Genomic DNA, 17,726 nt, shown 5'->3' on the forward strand with positions numbered 1-17,726 from the left:
GAGTCCCACGTCTTCACCCCTCAGTCCGGGGGCGGCGGCTCCGGCCCGTAAAGGAGCCGCCGCCGCAGGCTTTTTCTTTACATCGGTACCCAGGCTTTGCCGAAGAAGCCCTTGCTGAAGTAACCGAGCCCGACGTAGATGGCGAGCACTACGAAGATACGCTTCAGCCAAATGTCGGGGATGTACTTCATAGTCCGCGGCCCGATGACCGAGCCGATGAAGATGCCGACCAGCTCGACCCCGATGAGCGTCCAGTAGACGCCCGCGCCGGCCAGCTTGATGTAAGCGGTGATGCTGGCGAGCATGCTGATGAACACCGTCAGGGCGGAGGTGCCGGCAACGATGAACATCGGCAGGCCGACGACGCTGGTCAGGAAGGGCACGTACAGGAAGCCGCCGCCGACGCCGAGGAAGGCGGAGACGGCGGCGATGACGATGCCGCCGAGCACCGGCCAGACGGCGTTGAACTTGAACTCCACGCCGCAGAAGGTGAAGTGGATCATGGGCAAGGCGACCTTCGTCACCTTGACGCCGCGCTCCGCAGTGTCGCCCTTCTCCTTGACGCTCTGCTCGAAGGCCTTCGCCGCAGCCTTGGCGGCCTTCTTGCCGGCCTGGCCGCGGGGCGTGGTTTCATACAGGAGGAAAGCACCGACGATAAAGACGAAGAGGCCGAACCAGCCCTGGTACTGGCTGAAGGAGACCTTGCCGCCGGTCAGCCAGGGGATGGTCACGGCGCCGACGATCGAGCCGAGGCCGAGGGCCAGGCCGAGCGGCAGGACCAGGCGGCCCGCCCGGTAGTGGTTGTAGCTGGCGACCATCGAGGAAAGGCCGACGAGGAACTGGTTGGAAACACGGATGCTGTCCGTGAGCAGCTTGTTGAAGGTGGGGGCCGTCTCTTTAAAGGATTTCGCGTAGGGGCCGAGGCCGAAGACGGTCATGTGGCCCACGCCGGCCATGATCCCGCCGAAGGCGCCGACGGTGGAGAAGATCCAGCCGACCCAGATGGCCCACAGGAAGGCGACGATCAGGTTAACCTGCGGCGCCCCCGGTATCCCGAGGAATCCCGGCGGCGCGTTCGGATCAATGTGCCCCTTTTCCGCGCCGAGCGGCACTTCCTGAATCGCTTTGGCCAGCTTGCCTGTCAGTCCAAGGTCATCCAACGACGTCGCACCGGGGTTCGCGCCCACGCCGGCGGCGCCCAGCATAAGGCCCGCCAGCAGCGTGAGCAGCAGGGCGACCGCCACCCTGCGCCATAATCTCCCGTTCTTCACGTTAAACCTCTCCCTTATCTGCTGATTGACTATTGATTATCAGGCCTGTCTGGAACTCAGCTGACCGGTCTATGCCGTGTCTCTCACCCCCCGGTCCGGTTTTTTAACAGAGCGACCGGCGTATCCCGCCCAGGCGGGAGATAACCCCAGGCGGATTGAGCCCCCGGCTCGACCTCGTCGTCCCGCCCGGCAAGCGGCGGCTCGGCGTCCTTGTACTTCTCCGCCACTTCGTAGGGACGCGGGTCGTCGTAGTCGACCTCGATGGCATGCGCCCCGCTGTACAGGGCGGCCAGGGTGTTGTGGCCCAGCACGCGGTCTTTCGCGGCAAAGGTCGTGGTCGGCGGCAGGGTGTGCGTGGCGAAACACATGTCGTGGCCGAGGCAGATGCCCATCTGGACCGAAAGGTCAATGCGCAGCCTGTTGACGACCTTGGCCTGCCCCACCGGGTTGCAGGCCGACTCGAACTCGGCGTTGGGGTTCATGTAGGGCGTGTTCTGGGACTTCTTGTCGATGCCGCTGGTCTTGCAGCAGACCGAATAGACGATAAAGTACTGCCTCAGGATGTCCGAAAGCATCCGCGCCTCTTCGAACAGCCCGTTGCAGAACCCCAGGCTGATGGTCTTGAAGCCCGCCCGCCGGCCGAAGAGGATCAACTCCTGCAGCCTGGTCCGCCGGACCTGGCCGGGCTTCGGCAGGCCCTTGCCCTGCAGGTATTTCTTGCGCTGGTAGGTGGTGTAGACGACGGTCAGCGGGTGGTGCCCCAGGACCCAGTCGGAGACCGCGAAATTGGTCACGGGCACGTTGCTGTACCGGTTGAACAGGATGTCCTGCTCGATGCACAGCCCCAGGGAGACGTGCATGGGGGCGCCGAAGGCGTTGAGGGCGTCGACCTTGCTCCGGTCGTCACGCTCATAGAGGCCGAACCGCTTGTCGGGGTCGAGGACAAACCGCTTGTCTTCCGTGAGGCAGTGGTCGCAGCAGACGGCGTGGACCCGGTAGTGGGGCGACAAGGCGTCAGCCGTCAGCTTCGCCTCGTGCCGGAGCCCGGCGCAGTAAACCAGGCCGAGTTCCCTGTACCCCATCATCCGGGGGATAAAGATCAGTTCCTGGAGACGGGTCAGGTTGTTGCCGTAGACGTGCTGCAGGAAGGCGCTGTAGGTTACGTAGGGCCGGACCTTCGGGTCCCTGTACTCCGGCACCTCCAGCGTGCCCCCGTGGCAGTCGCGGCCCTGCTTGCTGCAGGCCATCTTCAACTCGCAATACGCGCATTTCATTCGCGCTGCACTCCCCCTCCGGCCCGATGAAGCCGTTAAGTCCCCGCAAACGTGAGAGCGTTCACATTTAGATTTTATAAAGATTCTATCTTAGGGCTGACCCGGCGACAGCCACGTGTAGTGCCTGAAAGGTGTCATCCTCGTTACAAAGGCATGGTCTCGGGCAAAACGAAAATACGGCCTGCTTGCCGACCGGAGCTATGTCGGCCGGCCGACAATGCCGGTTACACGAAAAAGGCGCCGCCGTGCACGGCGCCGCCGGCTTCTTACGGGCTTTCACGTCCCCGGCCCTCGGGTTCGGACGGGATATCAACGGGCTTGGGGCGCGTGGGTGTAGTTGCCGACGGCCAGGCCGGGGCGGGCACGGAGGCGGTCGACAAGGGCGGGGATGCCGAGCAGTTCCCCCTGCCGGCCGGGAAGGGCGGAGAAGAGGAAGGCGGGGTCGACGTTCAGGTTGCGGAGCTGGACCATGTCGACCGTCCCCTCGTCGAGGAGGGCCTTCAGGGCGGCGGCCTCCTCCTCGCGGTCGGTCAGGCCGGGCATGACCAGGAGGTTTAAGGAGACGTAGACGCCGTGTTCTTTCGCCGCGGCCAGGGAGCGGCGGACGTCTTCCAGGGCGAAGCCCGGGGGGCGGTGGTAAGCCCGGTAGGTCTCGTCCCGAACGCTGATCAGGCTGACGCGCACGCTGTCCAGGCCGGCGGCGGCGACGGCGCGCAGGGCGGCGGTGTCCAGGCCGTTGGTGTTCAGGTTGACGCTCCCCCGGGAGGTACGGGCGCGGACGGCGGCGACGGCCTCCGCGAGGAGCCTGCTTTGCGTCAGGGGCTCGCCCTCGCAGCCCTGGCCGAAGCTGACGATGGGCTCGATCCCCTCGGCGAGGTGCATGGCGCCCAACGCGGCGATCTCCTCGACCGTGGGCGTGAAGGCGATCCGCTCCTGGGGGGACGGGCAGCCGCCCTCGGGCTGCTGCGAGAGGCAGCCCAGGCAGGCGGCGTTGCAGGCGGGAGCGACGGGCAGGCCGGCCTCCCAGCGGCCGTAGAAGAGGTTCTGCGCCGTGAGACAGCGGTACTCCAGGGCACAGCGGGAGAGGTGCTCCACCAGCCGGTTCTCCGGGAAGCGCTTGCGCAGGGCCTTGATGCGGCGGGGCAGGGTGCGGTCGTTGTAGAGGGCCGGGTTCCAGCGGTAGGCCCGGTCGGTGACCAGGGCGGCGGCGTAGATTTGCCCGTCCCCGGCGACGCCGACGGCGGTGTAGCCGAAGAGGGGCAGGCGCGGGGCGCCCGCTTCCGCCCTGTAGGCGGGGAGAAGGGTGCGGGTGTAGCCCTGGGGCAGGGTGGCGGCGACGGCCAGGAGGGGCTCGCCCGCTCCCCGGCGGGCGGCGACGTCCCGCAGGGGCCGCCCGGAGGCCGGATCCCAGGCGACGGCGGCGCGGTCCGGCAGGAGCATGAGGTCGGCCCCTTCGGGCAGGGGTACGGCCCGCGCGGCGTCCAGGGGGACGACCCTCGCCCCGTCCCAGCCGGCGGCCCCGAGTTCGGGGTCCTCGTAGAGGGCGCCGTCGGCGGTGGCGTAGAGGAGCTTGAGCAGCCGGCCGCTCATTGCGGGCTGTGCGGCGGCACGCGGCGGCGCCCGCGCCACCGGACCCGGGGATCGGTTTCCCTGGCCGGCGCTTCACCGAGGAAGGCCAGGGCCCACAGGCAGCGTGTCGGCTCGGGTAACTCCCGCCGGCCGTAATAGTCTTTCATAAAGACCTCACGTATGCGCTCCGCACCGTAGTAACCGAACAACCATTCGATCTGCTCCCAGGACCCGCGGGCCAGGGTCGTGCGGATGACCAGTTCGGCGGCCCGGTCGGGATCGATGGTTCTCACGTGATAGTTGCGAAACAGGTCGCGCAACGGTTCCGGCAGCATCACTTCGGCCCCCCCTGGTGCGCCCGGACCAGGGCACGTGCCACCCGCCCGGCTTCCCGGCGCAAGAAGTCCTCAATCTCCTCCGCCGAGATTTTCTCCCCTTCAGGGATCAGATTCAGGACCTGTTCCCGGTCCGGCGTATCCCCGGTGTAGGCCAGTTGTTCCAGGAAAAGCCTCTGCGCGAAGAGGCACTCCCCTTCAAGCGTGAACTTCCGCGGCGCGTTGGCCAGGATATACGCCAGGGAAACCTCCCCGGAGCGCAGGGCGAAGTAGAGGTCCACATAGTCCCGGAACAGCGCCCTTCTTCCGATGGTGTACGCCTTCATCAAGGCGATCTCCCGCACGGAGGCGACGTCGATCCCCCGGATGGCGGGAGCGATGCTCCCCCCTCCGCTTTTGCCCAAGATTTGTTCCAGCCGTTCCAGTGCGCCGTTTCCTCCCCCGTCTGTGCTGCGGGAAACCCCCATATGTATATTTTACCACACTTTGCGGCATCAGGCCCTCGCGCCTTGCGCGGGCTGTTCCCGCCGCGCCTCCTCGATGGCGCCGATCATGAAGAAGGCCTCCTCGGGCCGGTCGTCGTGCCTGCCGTCCAGGATCTCGGCGAAGCCGCGGACGGTGTCCGCCCGGGAGACGTAGCGGCCGGGGCGGTTGGTGAAGGCCTCGGCGACGTGGAAGGGCTGGGAGAAGAAGCGGGAGATCCTCCGCGCCCGCGCGACGGTCAGGCGGTCCTCCTCGGAGAGTTCCTCCAGGCCGAGGATGGCGATGATGTCCTGCAGTTCCCGATAGCGCTGCAGGACCTCCTGCACCCCCCGGGCGACGCGGTAGTGTTCCTCGCCGACGACGCGGGGGTCGAGGAGGCGGGACGCGGAGTCCAGGGGGTCGACGGCCGGGTAGATGCCCCGCTCGGCGATCTGCCGGGAGAGGACGACGCTCCCGTCCAGGTGGGCGAAGGTGGTGGCCGGGGCCGGGTCGGTCAGGTCGTCGGCCGGGACGTAGACGGCCTGCACGGAGGTGATCGAGCCCTTCCGCGTGGAGGTGATGCGTTCCTGGAGCTGGCCGATTTCAGTGGCCAGGGTCGGCTGGTAGCCGACGGCGGACGGCATGCGCCCCAGCAGAGCCGAGACCTCGCTGCCGGCCTGGGCGAAGCGGAAGATGTTATCGATGAAGAGCAGGACGTCGGCGCCCTCGGCGTCCCGGAAGTGCTCGGCCATGGTCAGGCCGGTGAGGCCGACGCGCAGGCGCGAGCCGGGCGGCTCGTTCATCTGGCCGAAGGCCATGACCGTCTTGTCCAGGACACCGGCTCCGGTCATCTCCTGCAGCAGCTCGTGGCCCTCGCGCGTCCGCTCCCCCACGCCGGTGAAGACGGAGATGCCGCCGTGGTGCTTGGCGATGTTGTTGATCAACTCCATGACGATGACGGTCTTACCCACCCCGGCGCCGCCGAACATGCCGATCTTGCCGCCCTTCATGAAGGGGACCAGGAGGTCGATGACCTTCAGCCCGGTCTCCAGGATCTCCACCTCCGTCGACTGGTCGGCCAGGGCCGGGGCCGGCCGGTGGATGGGCAGCGACGTCTCCGCGGCAACCGGGCCGCGGCCGTCGACGGGGCGGCCAAGGACGTCGACCACCCGCCCGAGGACGGGCCGCCCGACCGGAACGGTGACCGGCGCCCCGGTGTCGGTGACGGGGATGCCCCGCGCCAGGCCGTCGGTGGAGCCCATGGCGATGCAGCGCACGGTGCCGTCGCCCAGGTGCTGGGCGACCTCCAGCATGAGATCAACGGGCCGCCCGGCGCCGCCGTCCGGGACGTCGATCTTCAGGGCGTTGAAGATGCGGGGCGTCTCGCCCGGCGGGAAACGGACGTCGACGACGACCCCGATGACCTGGACCACCTCACCCCGGGCCACGGCTACCTCCTCCCTCACCGGTTGTCGATGGCGGCGGCGCCGCCTACGATGTCGAGGATCTCCATGGTGATCGCCTGCTGCCGCCGCCGGGACAACTCCCGTGTCAGGCGGTCGACGGCCTCGCCGGCGTTGCGCACCGCGGCGTCCATGGCCGCCATGCGGGCGGCGTGCTCCCCGGCGCGGGACTCGGCCAGGGCGCGGTGGACGCGGGCGGTGACGTAGGCCGGGACGAGTTCGCCGAGGACCTCCTGCGGCGAGGGCTCGACGATGTAGAGCGGCTGCGGACCTTTACGCCGCTCTACATCCTCCGGCGCCGGGGGGACGACGGGCAGGAGGGGTTCGACCGCCGGGCGCTGGACGAGGACGCTGACGAAGCGGTTGTAGACCAGGTCCACGGCGGCGAACTCCCCGGCGGCCAGGCCGTCCAGCAGGCGGGCGGCGACGGCGCGGCTCAGCTCCGGGGGGACCGGGTCGTCAAGCCCGGTGAACGTCTCGCGCAGGTCGGCCCCGCGGAAGCGCAGAGCGGTGACGGCCCGGCGCCCGACGGCGATGAAGGCCGGGGCCGGCCCGCCGCCCTCGCGTGCCTTTTGCATGTCCAGGGCGGCGCGGACGACGGCGGCGTTGAAGCCGCCGGCAAGCCCCCGGTCGCCGGCGATGACCAGCAGGCAGCGGCGGCCGGCCGGGGCCGGAGCACCGGGCGGGAGCAGCAGGGGGTGCTCGATCCCCGGAGCGGCCGCCAGGCGCGCCAGAAGGCCGCCGATTTCCCCGGCGTAGGGGCGCGCCGCCGCGGCCGCCGCGCGGGCGCGGGCCAACCGGGCGGCGGCCACGGCCTTCATGGCGCGGGCGAGCTGCCGAACGTTGCGGATGTTGGCGATGCGCCGGCGCAGGTCGGCGACGGCGGGCACGGGCATCCCTCCGGTTCCTGTAGTCTTGGCCGCTCGGCCGACGACCGTGCCGCGAGAAGGAGGGGCAGGGGACTCCCCCGGAACGGCTTGCGCAGCGTCGGTAACAACTGTTGGCGAAGGTGAGGTAGCGTGGCCCGCGACGAGGACGTGAGCGGGCGCTTCCTTGATCCTGGCTGGCGCCCGCTGAGGGCGCCCCTTAAGGGAAGCGGCCGCGAACAATCCACAGGAGCGGGATGCCACGCTCCGAACCGAGCCTACAGTTGTCGACGCGGAGCACTGGAAGTGGAGGGGGACTCCCCTGCCCCTCTCCTCTACCCCCTTATGTACAGCTGTAACACGGGCTCGGCTGACGGCCATATGGGATGCGGGAGGTGATTTCAAGCCTCTCACTTCCCGCCTCTCACATCCCACCCATCCTTGAACGCCTCCAGGCTCTCCCGGAGCTTCGCCGCCAGGTCGTCGGGCAGGTCGCCGGTCTCCCGGACGGCCGCCCCGACCTCCGGGTGGTTGGTGCGCATGTACTCCAGGAACCGGTGCTCGAAATCCCGCACCCGGTTAACGGGCAGGTCGTCCAGGTAGCCGTGCACGGCGGCGAAGATGGCCAGGACCTGTTCTTCCAGGGGCATCGGCCGGTACTGCCCCTGTTTCAGCATCTCGGTCACCCGCTCGCCCCGGGCCAGGCGGGCGCGGGTGGCGGCGTCCAGTTCCGCCCCGAACTGGGTGAAGGCCGCCAGTTCCCGGTACTGCGCCAGGTCGAGGCGCAGGTGGCCGGCCACCTTGCGCATGGCGGGCTTCTGCGCCTTGCCGCCGACGCGGGAGACCGAGAGCCCGACGTTGACCGCCGGCCGCACCCCGGCGTAGAAGAGGTCCGGGTCGAGGTAGATCTGCCCGTCGGTGATGGAGATGACGTTGGTCGGGATGTAGGCCGAGAGGTCGCCCTGCAGGGTCTCGACGATCGGCAGGGCGGTCAGGGTGCCCCCGCCGGCCTCGGGGGCCAGGGCGGCCGCCCGCTCCAGCAGCCGCGAGTGCAGGTAGAAGATGTCCCCCGGGAAGGCCTCCCGCCCCGGCGGGCGGCGCAGCAGCAGGGCCATCTCCCGGTAGGCGGCGGCGTGCCGGGTGAGGTCGTCGTAGACGACCAGGACGTCCCTCCCCCGCTCCATGAACTCCTCCCCCATCGCCGTCCCCGCGAAGGGGGCGAGGTAGAGGAGCGGCGCGGGGTCGGAGGCCGTGGCCGAGACGACGATGGTGAAGTCCAGGGCGCCGCGCTCCCGCAGGACGCGCACGATCTGCGCGACGCTGGAGGCCTTCTGGCCGATGGCGACGTAGATACAGATGACGTCCTGGCCGCGCTGGTTGAGGATCGTGTCCACGGCCAGGGCCGTCTTCCCGGTCTGCCGGTCGCCCAGGATCAGCTCGCGCTGGCCGCGGCCGATGGGGATCATGCTGTCGATGGCCTTGATCCCCGTCTGCAGCGGGACGTTGACCGCCCGTCGGGCGATGATCCCCGGCGCGGTACGGTCCACCGGGCGGCGGCGGTCGGTCCTGACCGGCCCCCCGCCGTCGGCCGGCTCGCCGACGGGGTTAACGACCCGCCCGAGGAGCACATCCCCCGCCGGCACGGAGGCCACCCGGCCCGTGCGCCGCACGATGTCCCCCTCGCGCAGGTCGGCGTAGGGCCCGAAGATGACGCAGCCGGTGACGTCCTCGCCCAGGTGCAGGGCCATGCCCAGGACGCCGTTGGCGAACTCGACCAACTCCGAGAAGACGCAGCGCTCCAGCCCGTAGACGTCGGCCACCCCGTCCCCGATCCGGACGATGCTGCCGGTCTCGGCCACCTCGACGCGGGCCTCGAAGTCCGCGATTTTTTCTTTCAGGACATTGACGATCTCGTCAGCGCGCAGGGCCACTTGCCGGTTCCTTCAATCGTCAAGATTTGGGGGGCGGGGGCCGCCGGGGTCAATCGTCTTCCACGGCCATGGCGATGTAGGCGATACTGAGCACGGTGAAGACGAAGGCCTGGATGAAAGAAATAAAGACGCTGAAGGCCAGCCAGGCCACCGAGGCCAGGAAGCCCCCGGCGATCTCGGCCGTGCCCGTGATCAGGCCCAGCAGGGCGAAGATCATGATCTCCTTCCCCTGCATGTTGCCGAAGAGACGGAAGGCCAGGGTCAGGGGCCTGGACAGCTCCTCGATCAGCCGCAGGGGCAGGAGCACCGGGAAGGGCTTCAGGAAGCGCCCGAAGTAGCCCAGGCCGTGATAACGCAGGCCGTAGGCCTGGGTCAGGACGAAGGTGATCCCGGCCAGGGCGAACGTGGTCTGGTGGTCGGCCGTCGGGGCGAACATCGCCGGCACGATGCCCAGCAGGTTCGCCACCGTGATGAAGACCAGGCAGGTCATCATCACCATCGTCAGGCCCCGGCCCTTCGCCGGGTCCATGCTCTCGTCGATCAGACCGCGGACGAAGCCCCAAACGATCTCGAAGAGGGCCGCCGCCCGGCCGGGCCGGCGCACGTCGGCCCCGCGGGCCGCCAGCCACCCGAGCAGCAGGACGACGGCCATCGTCACCCAGGTGAAGACCATCGTCCGCGGATTGACATCCACCGGGTGGCCCAGGACCGTCCCCAGGTGCCAGGGGCGGTCGGGGAATCCCCAGACGTTGAGCGCCTCTTCCACCCGGCCCAGGCTGAACCCCTGTCCGTCCGTTTCCTTCACCCCCGGCGCAGCGCCGCTTGCCGGGCGCCGGTCGCTTGATAGGATTTCCCGCCCGCGCCGGGGACATACAAAAGCCGCCCCCGCAAAAGGAGGCGGCATCGTGTCCCCAGGTTTAGCCCCAGACGATCTCCGGGCACTTATACCGCCAGCGCTCCCTCGCCGGATCGATCAGCCGGCGGTAGTAATCGATCGAGCCCTCGGGGCCACGGCGCGGCCGGGGCTTCCCCGGTCACGATAATAAGCAACGGTTTCCCCCCGATCCGCGCCCTTGATTCGAAAAGCCCCCCTTTTCTTCCAGGATGCCTACCAGGCGCACTTTCTCTTCCGTCATCATGTTAGGCGGGCTGTTTGCCGAGAAGCTCGATGGCCTGGTTAACCAGCGATTCAATGGTTTTATGGACCCTAGAAAAACCCCTTGTAGTGAAGGTAGCTTCTCAAATCCTTCAGCGTGTAAATGCCGCGTTCCCGGAGGAGAGGGATGAGGCTCAAGAAAAGCCGGGCGTGGATGACCGCGTCGCCGAGCGCCGAATGCCGGCGTTCGAGCGGCACGCCGTAGTGGTTCGCCACATCGTCGAGCAGAGGGTGCTCCCAACGGGGGTTGAGCGCCTGGACCACCGGCAGAATGTCGAGTACCGCCGCCCGGCTGATTTTGAGCCGCGTATGCGGACGCAGCGCCAGGTTCAGAAAGGCGAGGTCGAAATCGGCGTTATAGCCTAAGGGGACCCCCTGGGCCAAAAACGCCAGGAACCAGGGCAGCGCGGCCTGGACGGAGGGGGCGCCGGCCACGTCCGGATCGGTGATTCCCGTCAGGGCCGCCGTATCGTGCGGGATCGTCCGTCCCGGATTTACCAATTGCTCGAAGCCGTCGCTTGTGACCTCTCCCTTTTCTATCCGGACGGCCCCGAGAGCGGTGATCCGGTCGCCGCCGAACGGGTGCAGGCCGGTGGTTTCAAGGTCGAAGGCCACATAAGCCTGGTCCATAAACGGCACGTCGCCGTCCCAGCGCCTGTTCAGCTCATTGATCAACGCGTCCAGCTCTTGTTGCCGGCCTTCCCCGCGCAAGCGGATCCGGAGACTGTCAATAACCTGGATCAAATAGGTGCTTGACACTGAAGTCACCCCGATATATCCCCGTAACCATTTACACCCTGAAGCTCATCCCTGTGAGGTACTGCAGTCGGGAAGCCACAACCAGGGCCTCGCGGAGGGCGTTCAGTTCCCGGCGGCTCATACGGCGGGGGTTGACGTAGTTTGAGGGGTTCCACCCCTGGCTTAAGCGCTGCAGGCTGTCCCGCAGCCGCATCATCAGCATGTTGTCGTAAGCAAGCCTGAAGGTCTCCGCGTCATCCTCCCCGAAAACATCCAGCTTAACGAGTTCCCGCAGCCGGTCGAAGGTCGAGGTGGCCGTAACCCCTTCCCGCAAGGCAAAAAGGCGGATGCAGTCCACAAAGTGAATCAGCACCGAGCGTTTAATGTCCAGTTCGTCTTTGTGGGGCCCCGACTTTTCCGTAACCACCTGCCGGAGGGGATTGAGCGGGATCTTCTTGGCCAGCGCATCCCGTGCCAGGAAGTGCAGAACCACCTGCTCCCCGCTTAGCCAGTGAAGGATCGTCTCGCGCAGCTTCTCGGCGAGCGCAAAAAGTCCGCAGACCGGCCGGAAGTCGAAGAAGATGGTCATCTTCCGGAGTTGGTCGCCCTGAGGTTCCCTCACCCAGCTCCGCACCGTGCCGAGCCATTCACGGTAGGATTTGCACCATTCCGCGTTATTCGCCATTACCTTCCCCGGACAGGGGGCGAACCCCAGCTCAACGAGGCCGGCCACCACCTTCCCGCCGAGGGCCAGGAAGTACTCCTGAAAAGCAGCCTCTTTACCGGGGGGCGGGTCTTCGTAAACCAGGGCGTTGTCCTGGTCGGTCCTGATCACCTGCTCCCGCCGCCCGCCGCTGCCCATGGTCAGCCAGCAGTAACCGCACGGGGCGTATCCCTTCCCCTCGGCGTACAGTTCTTCCTCCGCAATGAAGATAAGGCGCTTCACCAGCTGGTCGTAAAGCTCCGAAACCAGTACCCCGGTTTCGGCGGCCGTCGCCTGACCGGCCACCAATCCCAGGACCACCCGGTCTATCTGCCGCATCGCGGCCTTGAGCGCATCCGGGTCCCTGGCCCGCTCGATAGCCGTCAGGGCGCTCAAGGCGTCCACGTTCTGCGTGCGCACCAGGTCGGCCAGGGTTACGATGCCCCTGACCAGGCGGTGGTCGGCCACGATGACGTGTTTGCACTGCCGCTGCACCATCGCCAGCAGCGCCTCCTGAAAGAGCGCGGCAGGCGGAAGGATCACCGGGTCCGGCCCCATGATTTCCCCGGCCGTCAGCCGGTTCCGGCCCGGGTGTTCAGCCGCCAGGATTTTTTTCACCAGGTCCTTCTCCGTGACGATGCCCAGCGGCCCTCCGCTCTGGTCGATTACGATCACCGAGCTGATCTGCTTCTCACTGATCAGGCGGGCGATGTCCGTCACAGTGTCGCTCTCGCGGCAGGTCACCACCGGAGTGCTCATGATCTCGTAGAGCCGCTTCCGGAAGGGCCTCTCCGCCCCCTGCCCGAGGACGAACTGCTCACGGATGACCCCGTCCCACAGGTGGCGCATCCTTTCGGCCAGCATCCGGCTGAAGTAGCCGGCAAACCGGGGATCGGTGGCCATCAGCTTCTCAAAACACCCCCGGGGAACCAGAAGGCAGCGCGTATCCTCCACGGCCCGCGTGGAAGCCGGATAGGCCTCGTTGGAAAAGAACACCGTCTCCCCGAAAAAATCGGGGGGACGGCGCAGGCTGACCGCCTTCTCCTCTCCCGTATCCGTCGCCAGCAGGATCTCCACCAGACCGGAGACGACGACAAAAAAGACCTCCCGGGATGGCTCCCCCTGGCGGAAGATATAGCTCCCCCTGGGATAGAGACGGACCCTGAAATCACCGGCGCACTCCTTGAGGACCGCCTCCGTCAGCTCGGAAAAAGGCGGCGTCTCTTTTAAAAGAGTAAGCATCTCCTGCACTTACGGCTCCCTCCGGCGTTTTCCCCGCGAAACCGCCGGGGCCGGGCCCCGCTCTGCGCAAGGCCCGGCTCCACCGGCCGCAGGAAAATCGCATGAACAATAACGTTATTCCGCGCCCGCCGCGAGATAGGTTCTGATCCTTTCGGCGCTGAACTTCGCCTCGGCCTCCTTATCCGGCACCAAGAGAGAGACCACAAAGGCCGTTACAAAGCTCGCCGTCATAGAGATGATCGCCGGGTTCTTCAGCGGGAAGACGGCCACCGGATTCTTGAACACATCAACCCAGACCGTCGGGCTCAGGATGATGAGCAGGGTGGCCAGCAAAGCGCCGACGATAATGGAGGCCGTCGCGCCCGCCGTACTCATCTTCCTCCAGGTGATCGACAGGAAAAGCGCCGGGAAGTTCGCGCTGCAGGCGACGGCAAAGGCCAGGCCCACCATGAACGCGACGTTCTGCCCCTTGAAGAGGATGCCCAGGAGGATGGCCAGGACACCGATAAAGATGGTGGCCGTCCGGGCGACCTTGACCTGCTCCATTTCGGTGGCCTTTCCGCCCTTGACCACGTTAACATAGATGTCGTGTGACAGGGCGGACGCGCCGGCGAGCGTCAGCCCGGCGACGACCGCCAGGATAGTGGCAAAGGCCACCGCGGCGATAAATCCGAGGAACGGGACGCCGCCCAGCAACTCCGCGAGAAGCAGCGCCGCCATATTGCCGCCCTTGTCAATGCCGGCGATGACCTCACGCCCCACCAGAACCGAGGCGCCGAAGCCGACGAGCGGGATGATGCAGTAGAAGTAGCCGATGAACCCCGTCGCCCAGGCCACCGATTTCCGCGCCTCCTTGGCGTCCGGAACGGTGTAGAACCGCATCAGGATGTGGGGCAGGCCCAGGAGGCCGAACATCAGCGCCAAACCGAGGGAGACAGCGTCGAGCGGGTTGCTTATCAGCTTGCCTGGTTCGAGGGCCGCCTGGCCGAACCTGGCCGCCACGGCACTGTACAACTCCCCGGGGCTGAAGTGGAAATGGGCCATGGTCAGCAGCATCAGGACCGTGACGCCGCCGAGCAGGAGGATCGCCTTGATGATCTGAACCCAGGTCGTGGCGAGCATCCCGCCGAAGAGCACGTACATCAGCATGACCACGCCGACGATAATGATGGCGGCTTCATAAGGAAGACCGAACATCAGCTTGATGAGAGTGCCGGCACCCACCATCTGGGCGATGGTATAGAAAAGAACGGTGAGGATGCTGCCGACGGCCGCGGCGATCCGGATAGGCCGCTGCCGCAGCCTGTAGGCCACCACGTCCGCGAAAGTGAATTTCCCCAGGTTCCGCAGCGGCTCCGCGATGAGGAAGAGCAGTACCGGCCACCCCACCAACCAGCCGACCGCGTAAATCATGCCGTCAAACCCCGTTAAAGCTACCATCCCGGCGATCCCGAGGAAGGAAGCCGCGCTCATGTAATCCCCCGCCAGCGCAATGCCGTTCTGAAGCGCCGTTACGCTCCGCGCCGCGGCGTAGTACTCCGTAGTCGTTTTCGTCCTCCTGGCCGCCCAGTACGTTATCAGGAGAGAGACAGCCACAAAGATCATGAAAAAGGTGATCCCCAAAGTCGTGGGTTGCCCCAAAGACGTCTGCATCACTACACCCCCCGTTCCTTGTCTATTCTTCGAGCGACTGCTCTTCGAGCGACTGCCGCAACGACGCTACCTTCCTGTCGTAGCTCGAATTGGCCCAGAAAACATAAACGAGAGTCAGGACAAAAGAGATCACGATTACCAGCACCGCCATCGGGATACCGAGCGTGGTCGCATCCCCTATCTTGCGGGCGATGGTTTCCTTGGAATAGCCGACCAGCAGAATGAATCCGTAATAGGTGATGAAGACCAGCAGCGTTAAGATGCTCGCCACCGTCCACCGGGAAACAACCAGATTGGTGAACTCCGGTGAGTCCTCGATTCTCTTCGCGTCCCCAGCCATATTAACCCCCCTCAAAATGCAGTCTGTTTACGACACCCGTCTGCCTTCGGGACTTGAACCCCTCGCACCCCCGCTTGGAGTTCCCTCTCTTTGAATGTACCCCCCAAATCCCCCCAATTCAATAAATTGTGAATCTTTAAAAATGTCTGCCTTTGATATTACGCGGAACCCTCCCGGTCGCCAACACTTTATGTTCTAAAGGCCGGAAATGAAGTCCGAACGGTTCTGGCAGGGGGGCGGGCTCTCGTAATGCGGGTTGCGGCGCGTGGGAAGGGCCGGCTTACAGTTGAGGCTGCAAATAGAACCCTTCGGGACCCGAATCCACCCTTTCGACATCCATAGCGGAAAGGTCAGGGCCGCCGCATTCCCGCCCTCGGGCACGGAAAAGCCGCCGCCCACGCTCTTCCCCGGCGGGCGCCCTTGCGGCGGAATGTAAAATTACCTTGACATCAGGCGGCGGCTACGCTATCGTTATGTCAAGGAAACTTTACTTATGAGCGACCGGCGCCGGCACGCGTGCCGCGCGGGGAGGATTGAGGAAGGGGCGTGGGGCATGCGGAACAGGTTGCGGGAGTTGCGGCAGCAGGCCGAATTGCGGCAGGAGGACCTGGCAGAGAGGGTCGGGGTCAGCCGGCAGACGATCATCTCCATCGAGAACGGACGGTACAACCCGTCCCTGGTGCTGGCCCACCGGCTGGCGCGGGTCTTCGGGCTGACGATCGAAGATGTCTTTATTTTCGCGGAAGAGGAGGATGATAGGAAATGAGGATGCCTGTCAGGAACCTGCTGGAGTTCGCCGGAGTCGCCCTGCCTTTTATCGTTGTGGCCCTGGCATTCTCCGGCCCGCGCGCCGGGAAGCTTCTGGTTTCCGGCCTGGCGGTGTTCGTCCTGGGCGCGGCGCTCTCCCTCTACCATTGGCGCAAGGGGGCAGCCGCCGACCGGGAGTATAACGACGAGCGGCAGGACTACATTTTCACACGCGCCGCGCGGTTTTGCGCCTACGTCACGGCGGTCAGCCTGCAGGGGCTATGGGCCTACCACTTCGTGCAATACGGCAACACGGCCTACGACCCCCTCTTCTGGATGATGGGGATCTTCTGGGGCTCCTTCCTGGGTGCCTATCTATACTATCACCTGCGTAGTTAGGATATGGCGGCGCAGGCGGCCTTCCTTCTCTGCAACTCGTCACGCAGCTGGACAGCCGGGACGTTTACGCAGCCTACCTCCTGGTTTACAGCCCGAGGTCAGCCAGGAGACGGCGGGCGTTGCCGCCGATGACGGCCTCGAAGGTCTCCGCGGGCAGGCTGAGGCGGCGGAGGCGGGCGATCTCCCAGCCCGGCTCGCGGAAGGGGTAGTCGCTGCCCAGGAGGATCCGGTGCGGGCCGTGGACGTCGATCAGCCGCCGGAAGAAGTCGTCGTCGATGAAGTCGAGGGTGCTGGAGGTGTCGAACCAGACCGGCCGGCCGGCCAGGCAGGCCAGGGAGCGCTCCCACATTTGATAGCCGCCCATGTGCGCGGCGACCACCCGCAGCCCGGGCAGGATGTCCAGGACGCGGGCCAGGCGCTCGGGGGAGGTGTAGTTCGTCTTCGCCGGGGTTTCGTCGTCACCGACGTGCAGGACGACCAGGAAGTCCCGCGCCAGCCTCTCGTAGAGGGCCAGGGCGCGGTCCTCGTCGAGGTAGAACCGCTGGAAGTCGGGGTGGAACTTGACGCCCTTGATGCCCGCGGCGCGCAGGCGGGCGATCTCGGCCTCCGTACCTTCGTCGTAGGGGTGCAGGGTGCCGAAGCCCACCAGGCCGGGGCCGGCGTTGGCCAGCGCCCAGTCGTTGGCCGCCCGCACCTGGTCGGGCCGGGTGGCGGCGGTGAAGAAGACGGCGCCCGCGAGGCCCGCGGCGGCGGCGAGGTCCAGGTACTCCTCCCGCGTGGCGCGGTGGTTGACCGGGATGCCGTAGTGCGCCTTCAGCCCGTCCACGACGCGCGGAGCGATCTTCTCGGGATAAAAGTGGACGTGGAAGTCAACCGGCTTCACAGCTCGATCAGGACCTTCTTGAGTTCCTCCCTGACAACCGGAAGATCTTTACGCAGAGTGCTCCAAACGACGTCAAGCTTTACCCCGAAGTACTCGTGAATAATGATATCCCGCATCCCCGTGATCTTACGCCGGGGGATACTCGAGAACCTCTCCCTTGTTTCCTGGGGAATGCTTTTCGCCGCCTCGCCTATTATGCCGAGTCTGCGCAAGACAGCGTCCTGTAAGATGCCTTCGGTATACTTTTCGATCAGTAAGATAGACTCCAGCATGTGCTGGATGAGCACCCTGGTGCGCTCTACGTTACACTCTTTCATGGATCGTCACCTGCTCCGCCAGCACCCGCTTCTCGAACAAAGGATGTATGCCGCCATAGGTCAAGAGATCAACACGCCGGCCCAGGGCGTCTTCAAGGTCTAACTTGAGCGCCCCGAGATCAAACAATGTCTTGCCCTCGGCCAACTACACCAGCAGGTCGACGTCGCTCTCCTCCCCCGCCTCGCCACGCGCCAGCGAGCCGAAGACGGCGGCGCGCCGGACGTCATGCCGTTTGAGCACGGGGATCATTCTTTCCTTGGCGTCCTCGATGGTCAGGGGCAATTCAAGCTCACCTCGTCTTCCTGTTTTGAGCATAAGATCTTTTAAGTAAGGGGCCTGACCCCTTTTTAAATGACCCCTTTTTAACTGCCTCCTT

At 66.0% G+C, this 17,726-nt stretch carries 19 protein-coding genes; 2 read left to right on the forward strand and 17 right to left on the reverse strand.

The window, feature by feature from the left end; genetic code table 11:
- Nucleotides 1–77: 77 nt before the first annotated feature.
- The 13 genes from QMC81_08345 to QMC81_08405 all read right to left on the reverse strand — a co-directional run bounded on the left by QMC81_08345 (nt 78) and on the right by QMC81_08405 (nt 15,003).
- The gene (locus tag QMC81_08345; protein ID MDI6907479.1) at nt 78–1,271 is read right to left on the reverse strand and encodes a sulfite exporter TauE/SafE family protein; all 1,194 of its coding nucleotides are present in this window, start codon (nt 1,269–1,271) and stop codon (nt 78–80) included.
- An 83-nt stretch (nt 1,272–1,354) separates the two neighbouring features.
- The gene (locus tag QMC81_08350) at nt 1,355–2,545 is read right to left on the reverse strand and encodes a DUF1847 domain-containing protein (GenBank protein ID MDI6907480.1); all 1,191 of its coding nucleotides are present in this window, start codon (nt 2,543–2,545) and stop codon (nt 1,355–1,357) included.
- Between the two features lie 309 nt (nt 2,546–2,854).
- On the reverse strand, nt 2,855–4,135 hold the full coding sequence (locus QMC81_08355) for a radical SAM protein (protein MDI6907481.1): 1,281 nt from the start codon (nt 4,133–4,135) through the stop codon (nt 2,855–2,857).
- Entirely contained in the window at nt 4,132–4,449 is a 318-nt protein-coding gene (locus QMC81_08360; protein ID MDI6907482.1) for a hypothetical protein, read from the reverse strand. The genes QMC81_08355 and QMC81_08360 overlap by 4 nt, the downstream gene beginning before the upstream one ends.
- Entirely contained in the window at nt 4,449–4,853 is a 405-nt protein-coding gene (locus tag QMC81_08365; GenBank protein MDI6907483.1) for a hypothetical protein, read from the reverse strand. The genes QMC81_08360 and QMC81_08365 overlap by 1 nt, the downstream gene beginning before the upstream one ends.
- A gap of 90 nt (nt 4,854–4,943) precedes the next feature.
- Nucleotides 4,944–6,359, reverse strand: a complete 1,416-nt coding sequence (atpD, locus tag QMC81_08370) for a F0F1 ATP synthase subunit beta (GenBank protein MDI6907484.1) — start codon at nt 6,357–6,359, stop codon at nt 4,944–4,946.
- A gap of 14 nt (nt 6,360–6,373) precedes the next feature.
- Nucleotides 6,374–7,264 carry an ATP synthase F1 subunit gamma gene (gene atpG / locus QMC81_08375; GenBank protein MDI6907485.1) on the reverse strand — a complete coding sequence of 297 codons (891 nt, stop codon included), beginning with the start codon at nt 7,262–7,264 and terminating at the stop codon, nt 6,374–6,376.
- A 386-nt stretch (nt 7,265–7,650) separates the two neighbouring features.
- The gene (gene atpA / locus QMC81_08380; protein MDI6907486.1) at nt 7,651–9,171 is read right to left on the reverse strand and encodes a F0F1 ATP synthase subunit alpha; all 1,521 of its coding nucleotides are present in this window, start codon (nt 9,169–9,171) and stop codon (nt 7,651–7,653) included.
- Between the two features lie 49 nt (nt 9,172–9,220).
- A complete protein-coding gene (gene atpB / locus QMC81_08385; protein ID MDI6907487.1) occupies nt 9,221–9,976 on the reverse strand; it encodes a F0F1 ATP synthase subunit A in 756 nt (251 codons plus the stop codon).
- A gap of 402 nt (nt 9,977–10,378) precedes the next feature.
- Entirely contained in the window at nt 10,379–11,095 is a 717-nt protein-coding gene (locus tag QMC81_08390) for an exonuclease domain-containing protein (protein ID MDI6907488.1), read from the reverse strand.
- A 22-nt stretch (nt 11,096–11,117) separates the two neighbouring features.
- Nucleotides 11,118–13,010 (reverse strand): DUF294 nucleotidyltransferase-like domain-containing protein, encoded by a 1,893-nt coding sequence (locus tag QMC81_08395; GenBank protein MDI6907489.1) that lies wholly within the window; start codon nt 13,008–13,010, stop codon nt 11,118–11,120.
- Between the two features lie 114 nt (nt 13,011–13,124).
- A complete protein-coding gene (locus QMC81_08400; protein MDI6907490.1) occupies nt 13,125–14,663 on the reverse strand; it encodes a sodium/solute symporter in 1,539 nt (512 codons plus the stop codon).
- A gap of 22 nt (nt 14,664–14,685) precedes the next feature.
- Nucleotides 14,686–15,003 (reverse strand): DUF485 domain-containing protein, encoded by a 318-nt coding sequence (locus QMC81_08405; protein ID MDI6907491.1) that lies wholly within the window; start codon nt 15,001–15,003, stop codon nt 14,686–14,688.
- Nucleotides 15,004–15,556: 553 nt separating this feature from the next.
- Between QMC81_08405 and QMC81_08410 the strand changes: the two genes are divergently transcribed.
- A complete protein-coding gene (locus QMC81_08410) occupies nt 15,557–15,769 on the forward strand; it encodes a helix-turn-helix transcriptional regulator (GenBank protein ID MDI6907492.1) in 213 nt (70 codons plus the stop codon).
- The gene (locus QMC81_08415) at nt 15,766–16,149 is read left to right on the forward strand and encodes a hypothetical protein (protein ID MDI6907493.1); all 384 of its coding nucleotides are present in this window, start codon (nt 15,766–15,768) and stop codon (nt 16,147–16,149) included. The genes QMC81_08410 and QMC81_08415 overlap by 4 nt, the downstream gene beginning before the upstream one ends.
- Nucleotides 16,150–16,234: 85 nt before the next feature.
- Here QMC81_08415 and QMC81_08420 read toward each other — a convergent pair whose 3' ends face one another.
- The 4 genes from QMC81_08420 to QMC81_08435 are packed head-to-tail and all read right to left on the reverse strand — an operon-like array spanning nt 16,235 to nt 17,632.
- Nucleotides 16,235–17,032 (reverse strand): amidohydrolase family protein, encoded by a 798-nt coding sequence (locus QMC81_08420; GenBank protein MDI6907494.1) that lies wholly within the window; start codon nt 17,030–17,032, stop codon nt 16,235–16,237.
- Nucleotides 17,029–17,349 (reverse strand): DUF86 domain-containing protein, encoded by a 321-nt coding sequence (locus QMC81_08425; GenBank protein ID MDI6907495.1) that lies wholly within the window; start codon nt 17,347–17,349, stop codon nt 17,029–17,031. The genes QMC81_08420 and QMC81_08425 overlap by 4 nt, the downstream gene beginning before the upstream one ends.
- A complete protein-coding gene (locus tag QMC81_08430; GenBank protein ID MDI6907496.1) occupies nt 17,336–17,476 on the reverse strand; it encodes a hypothetical protein in 141 nt (46 codons plus the stop codon). Before QMC81_08430 ends, QMC81_08425 begins: the two co-directional genes overlap by 14 nt.
- An 18-nt stretch (nt 17,477–17,494) precedes the next feature.
- Complete coding sequence (locus QMC81_08435; protein MDI6907497.1) at nt 17,495–17,632, reverse strand: nucleotidyltransferase domain-containing protein; 138 nt, start codon at nt 17,630–17,632, stop codon at nt 17,495–17,497.
- Nucleotides 17,633–17,726: the final 94 nt, after the last annotated feature.

Source organism: Thermoanaerobacterales bacterium (assembly GCA_030019475.1).
GTDB lineage: Bacteria > Bacillota > Desulfotomaculia > Desulfotomaculales > JASEER01 > JASEER01.

What these genes read in the sequence shown, in the direction of transcription:
- QMC81_08350 (MDI6907480.1), bottom strand. Translation starts at nt 2,545, where the DNA reads ATGAAATGCGCGTATTGCGAGTTGAAGATGGCCTGCAGCAAGCAGGGC.
- QMC81_08355 (MDI6907481.1), bottom strand. Translation starts at nt 4,135, where the DNA reads ATGAGCGGCCGGCTGCTCAAGCTCCTCTACGCCACCGCCGACGGCGCC.
- QMC81_08360 (MDI6907482.1), bottom strand. Translation starts at nt 4,449, where the DNA reads ATGCTGCCGGAACCGTTGCGCGACCTGTTTCGCAACTATCACGTGAGA.
- QMC81_08395 (MDI6907489.1), bottom strand. Translation starts at nt 13,010, where the DNA reads ATGCTTACTCTTTTAAAAGAGACGCCGCCTTTTTCCGAGCTGACGGAG.
- QMC81_08400 (MDI6907490.1), bottom strand. Translation starts at nt 14,663, where the DNA reads ATGCAGACGTCTTTGGGGCAACCCACGACTTTGGGGATCACCTTTTTC.
- QMC81_08405 (MDI6907491.1), bottom strand. Translation starts at nt 15,003, where the DNA reads ATGGCTGGGGACGCGAAGAGAATCGAGGACTCACCGGAGTTCACCAAT.
- QMC81_08410 (MDI6907492.1), top strand. Translation starts at nt 15,557, where the DNA reads ATGCGGAACAGGTTGCGGGAGTTGCGGCAGCAGGCCGAATTGCGGCAG.
- QMC81_08415 (MDI6907493.1), top strand. Translation starts at nt 15,766, where the DNA reads ATGAGGATGCCTGTCAGGAACCTGCTGGAGTTCGCCGGAGTCGCCCTG.
- QMC81_08425 (MDI6907495.1), bottom strand. Translation starts at nt 17,349, where the DNA reads ATGAAAGAGTGTAACGTAGAGCGCACCAGGGTGCTCATCCAGCACATG.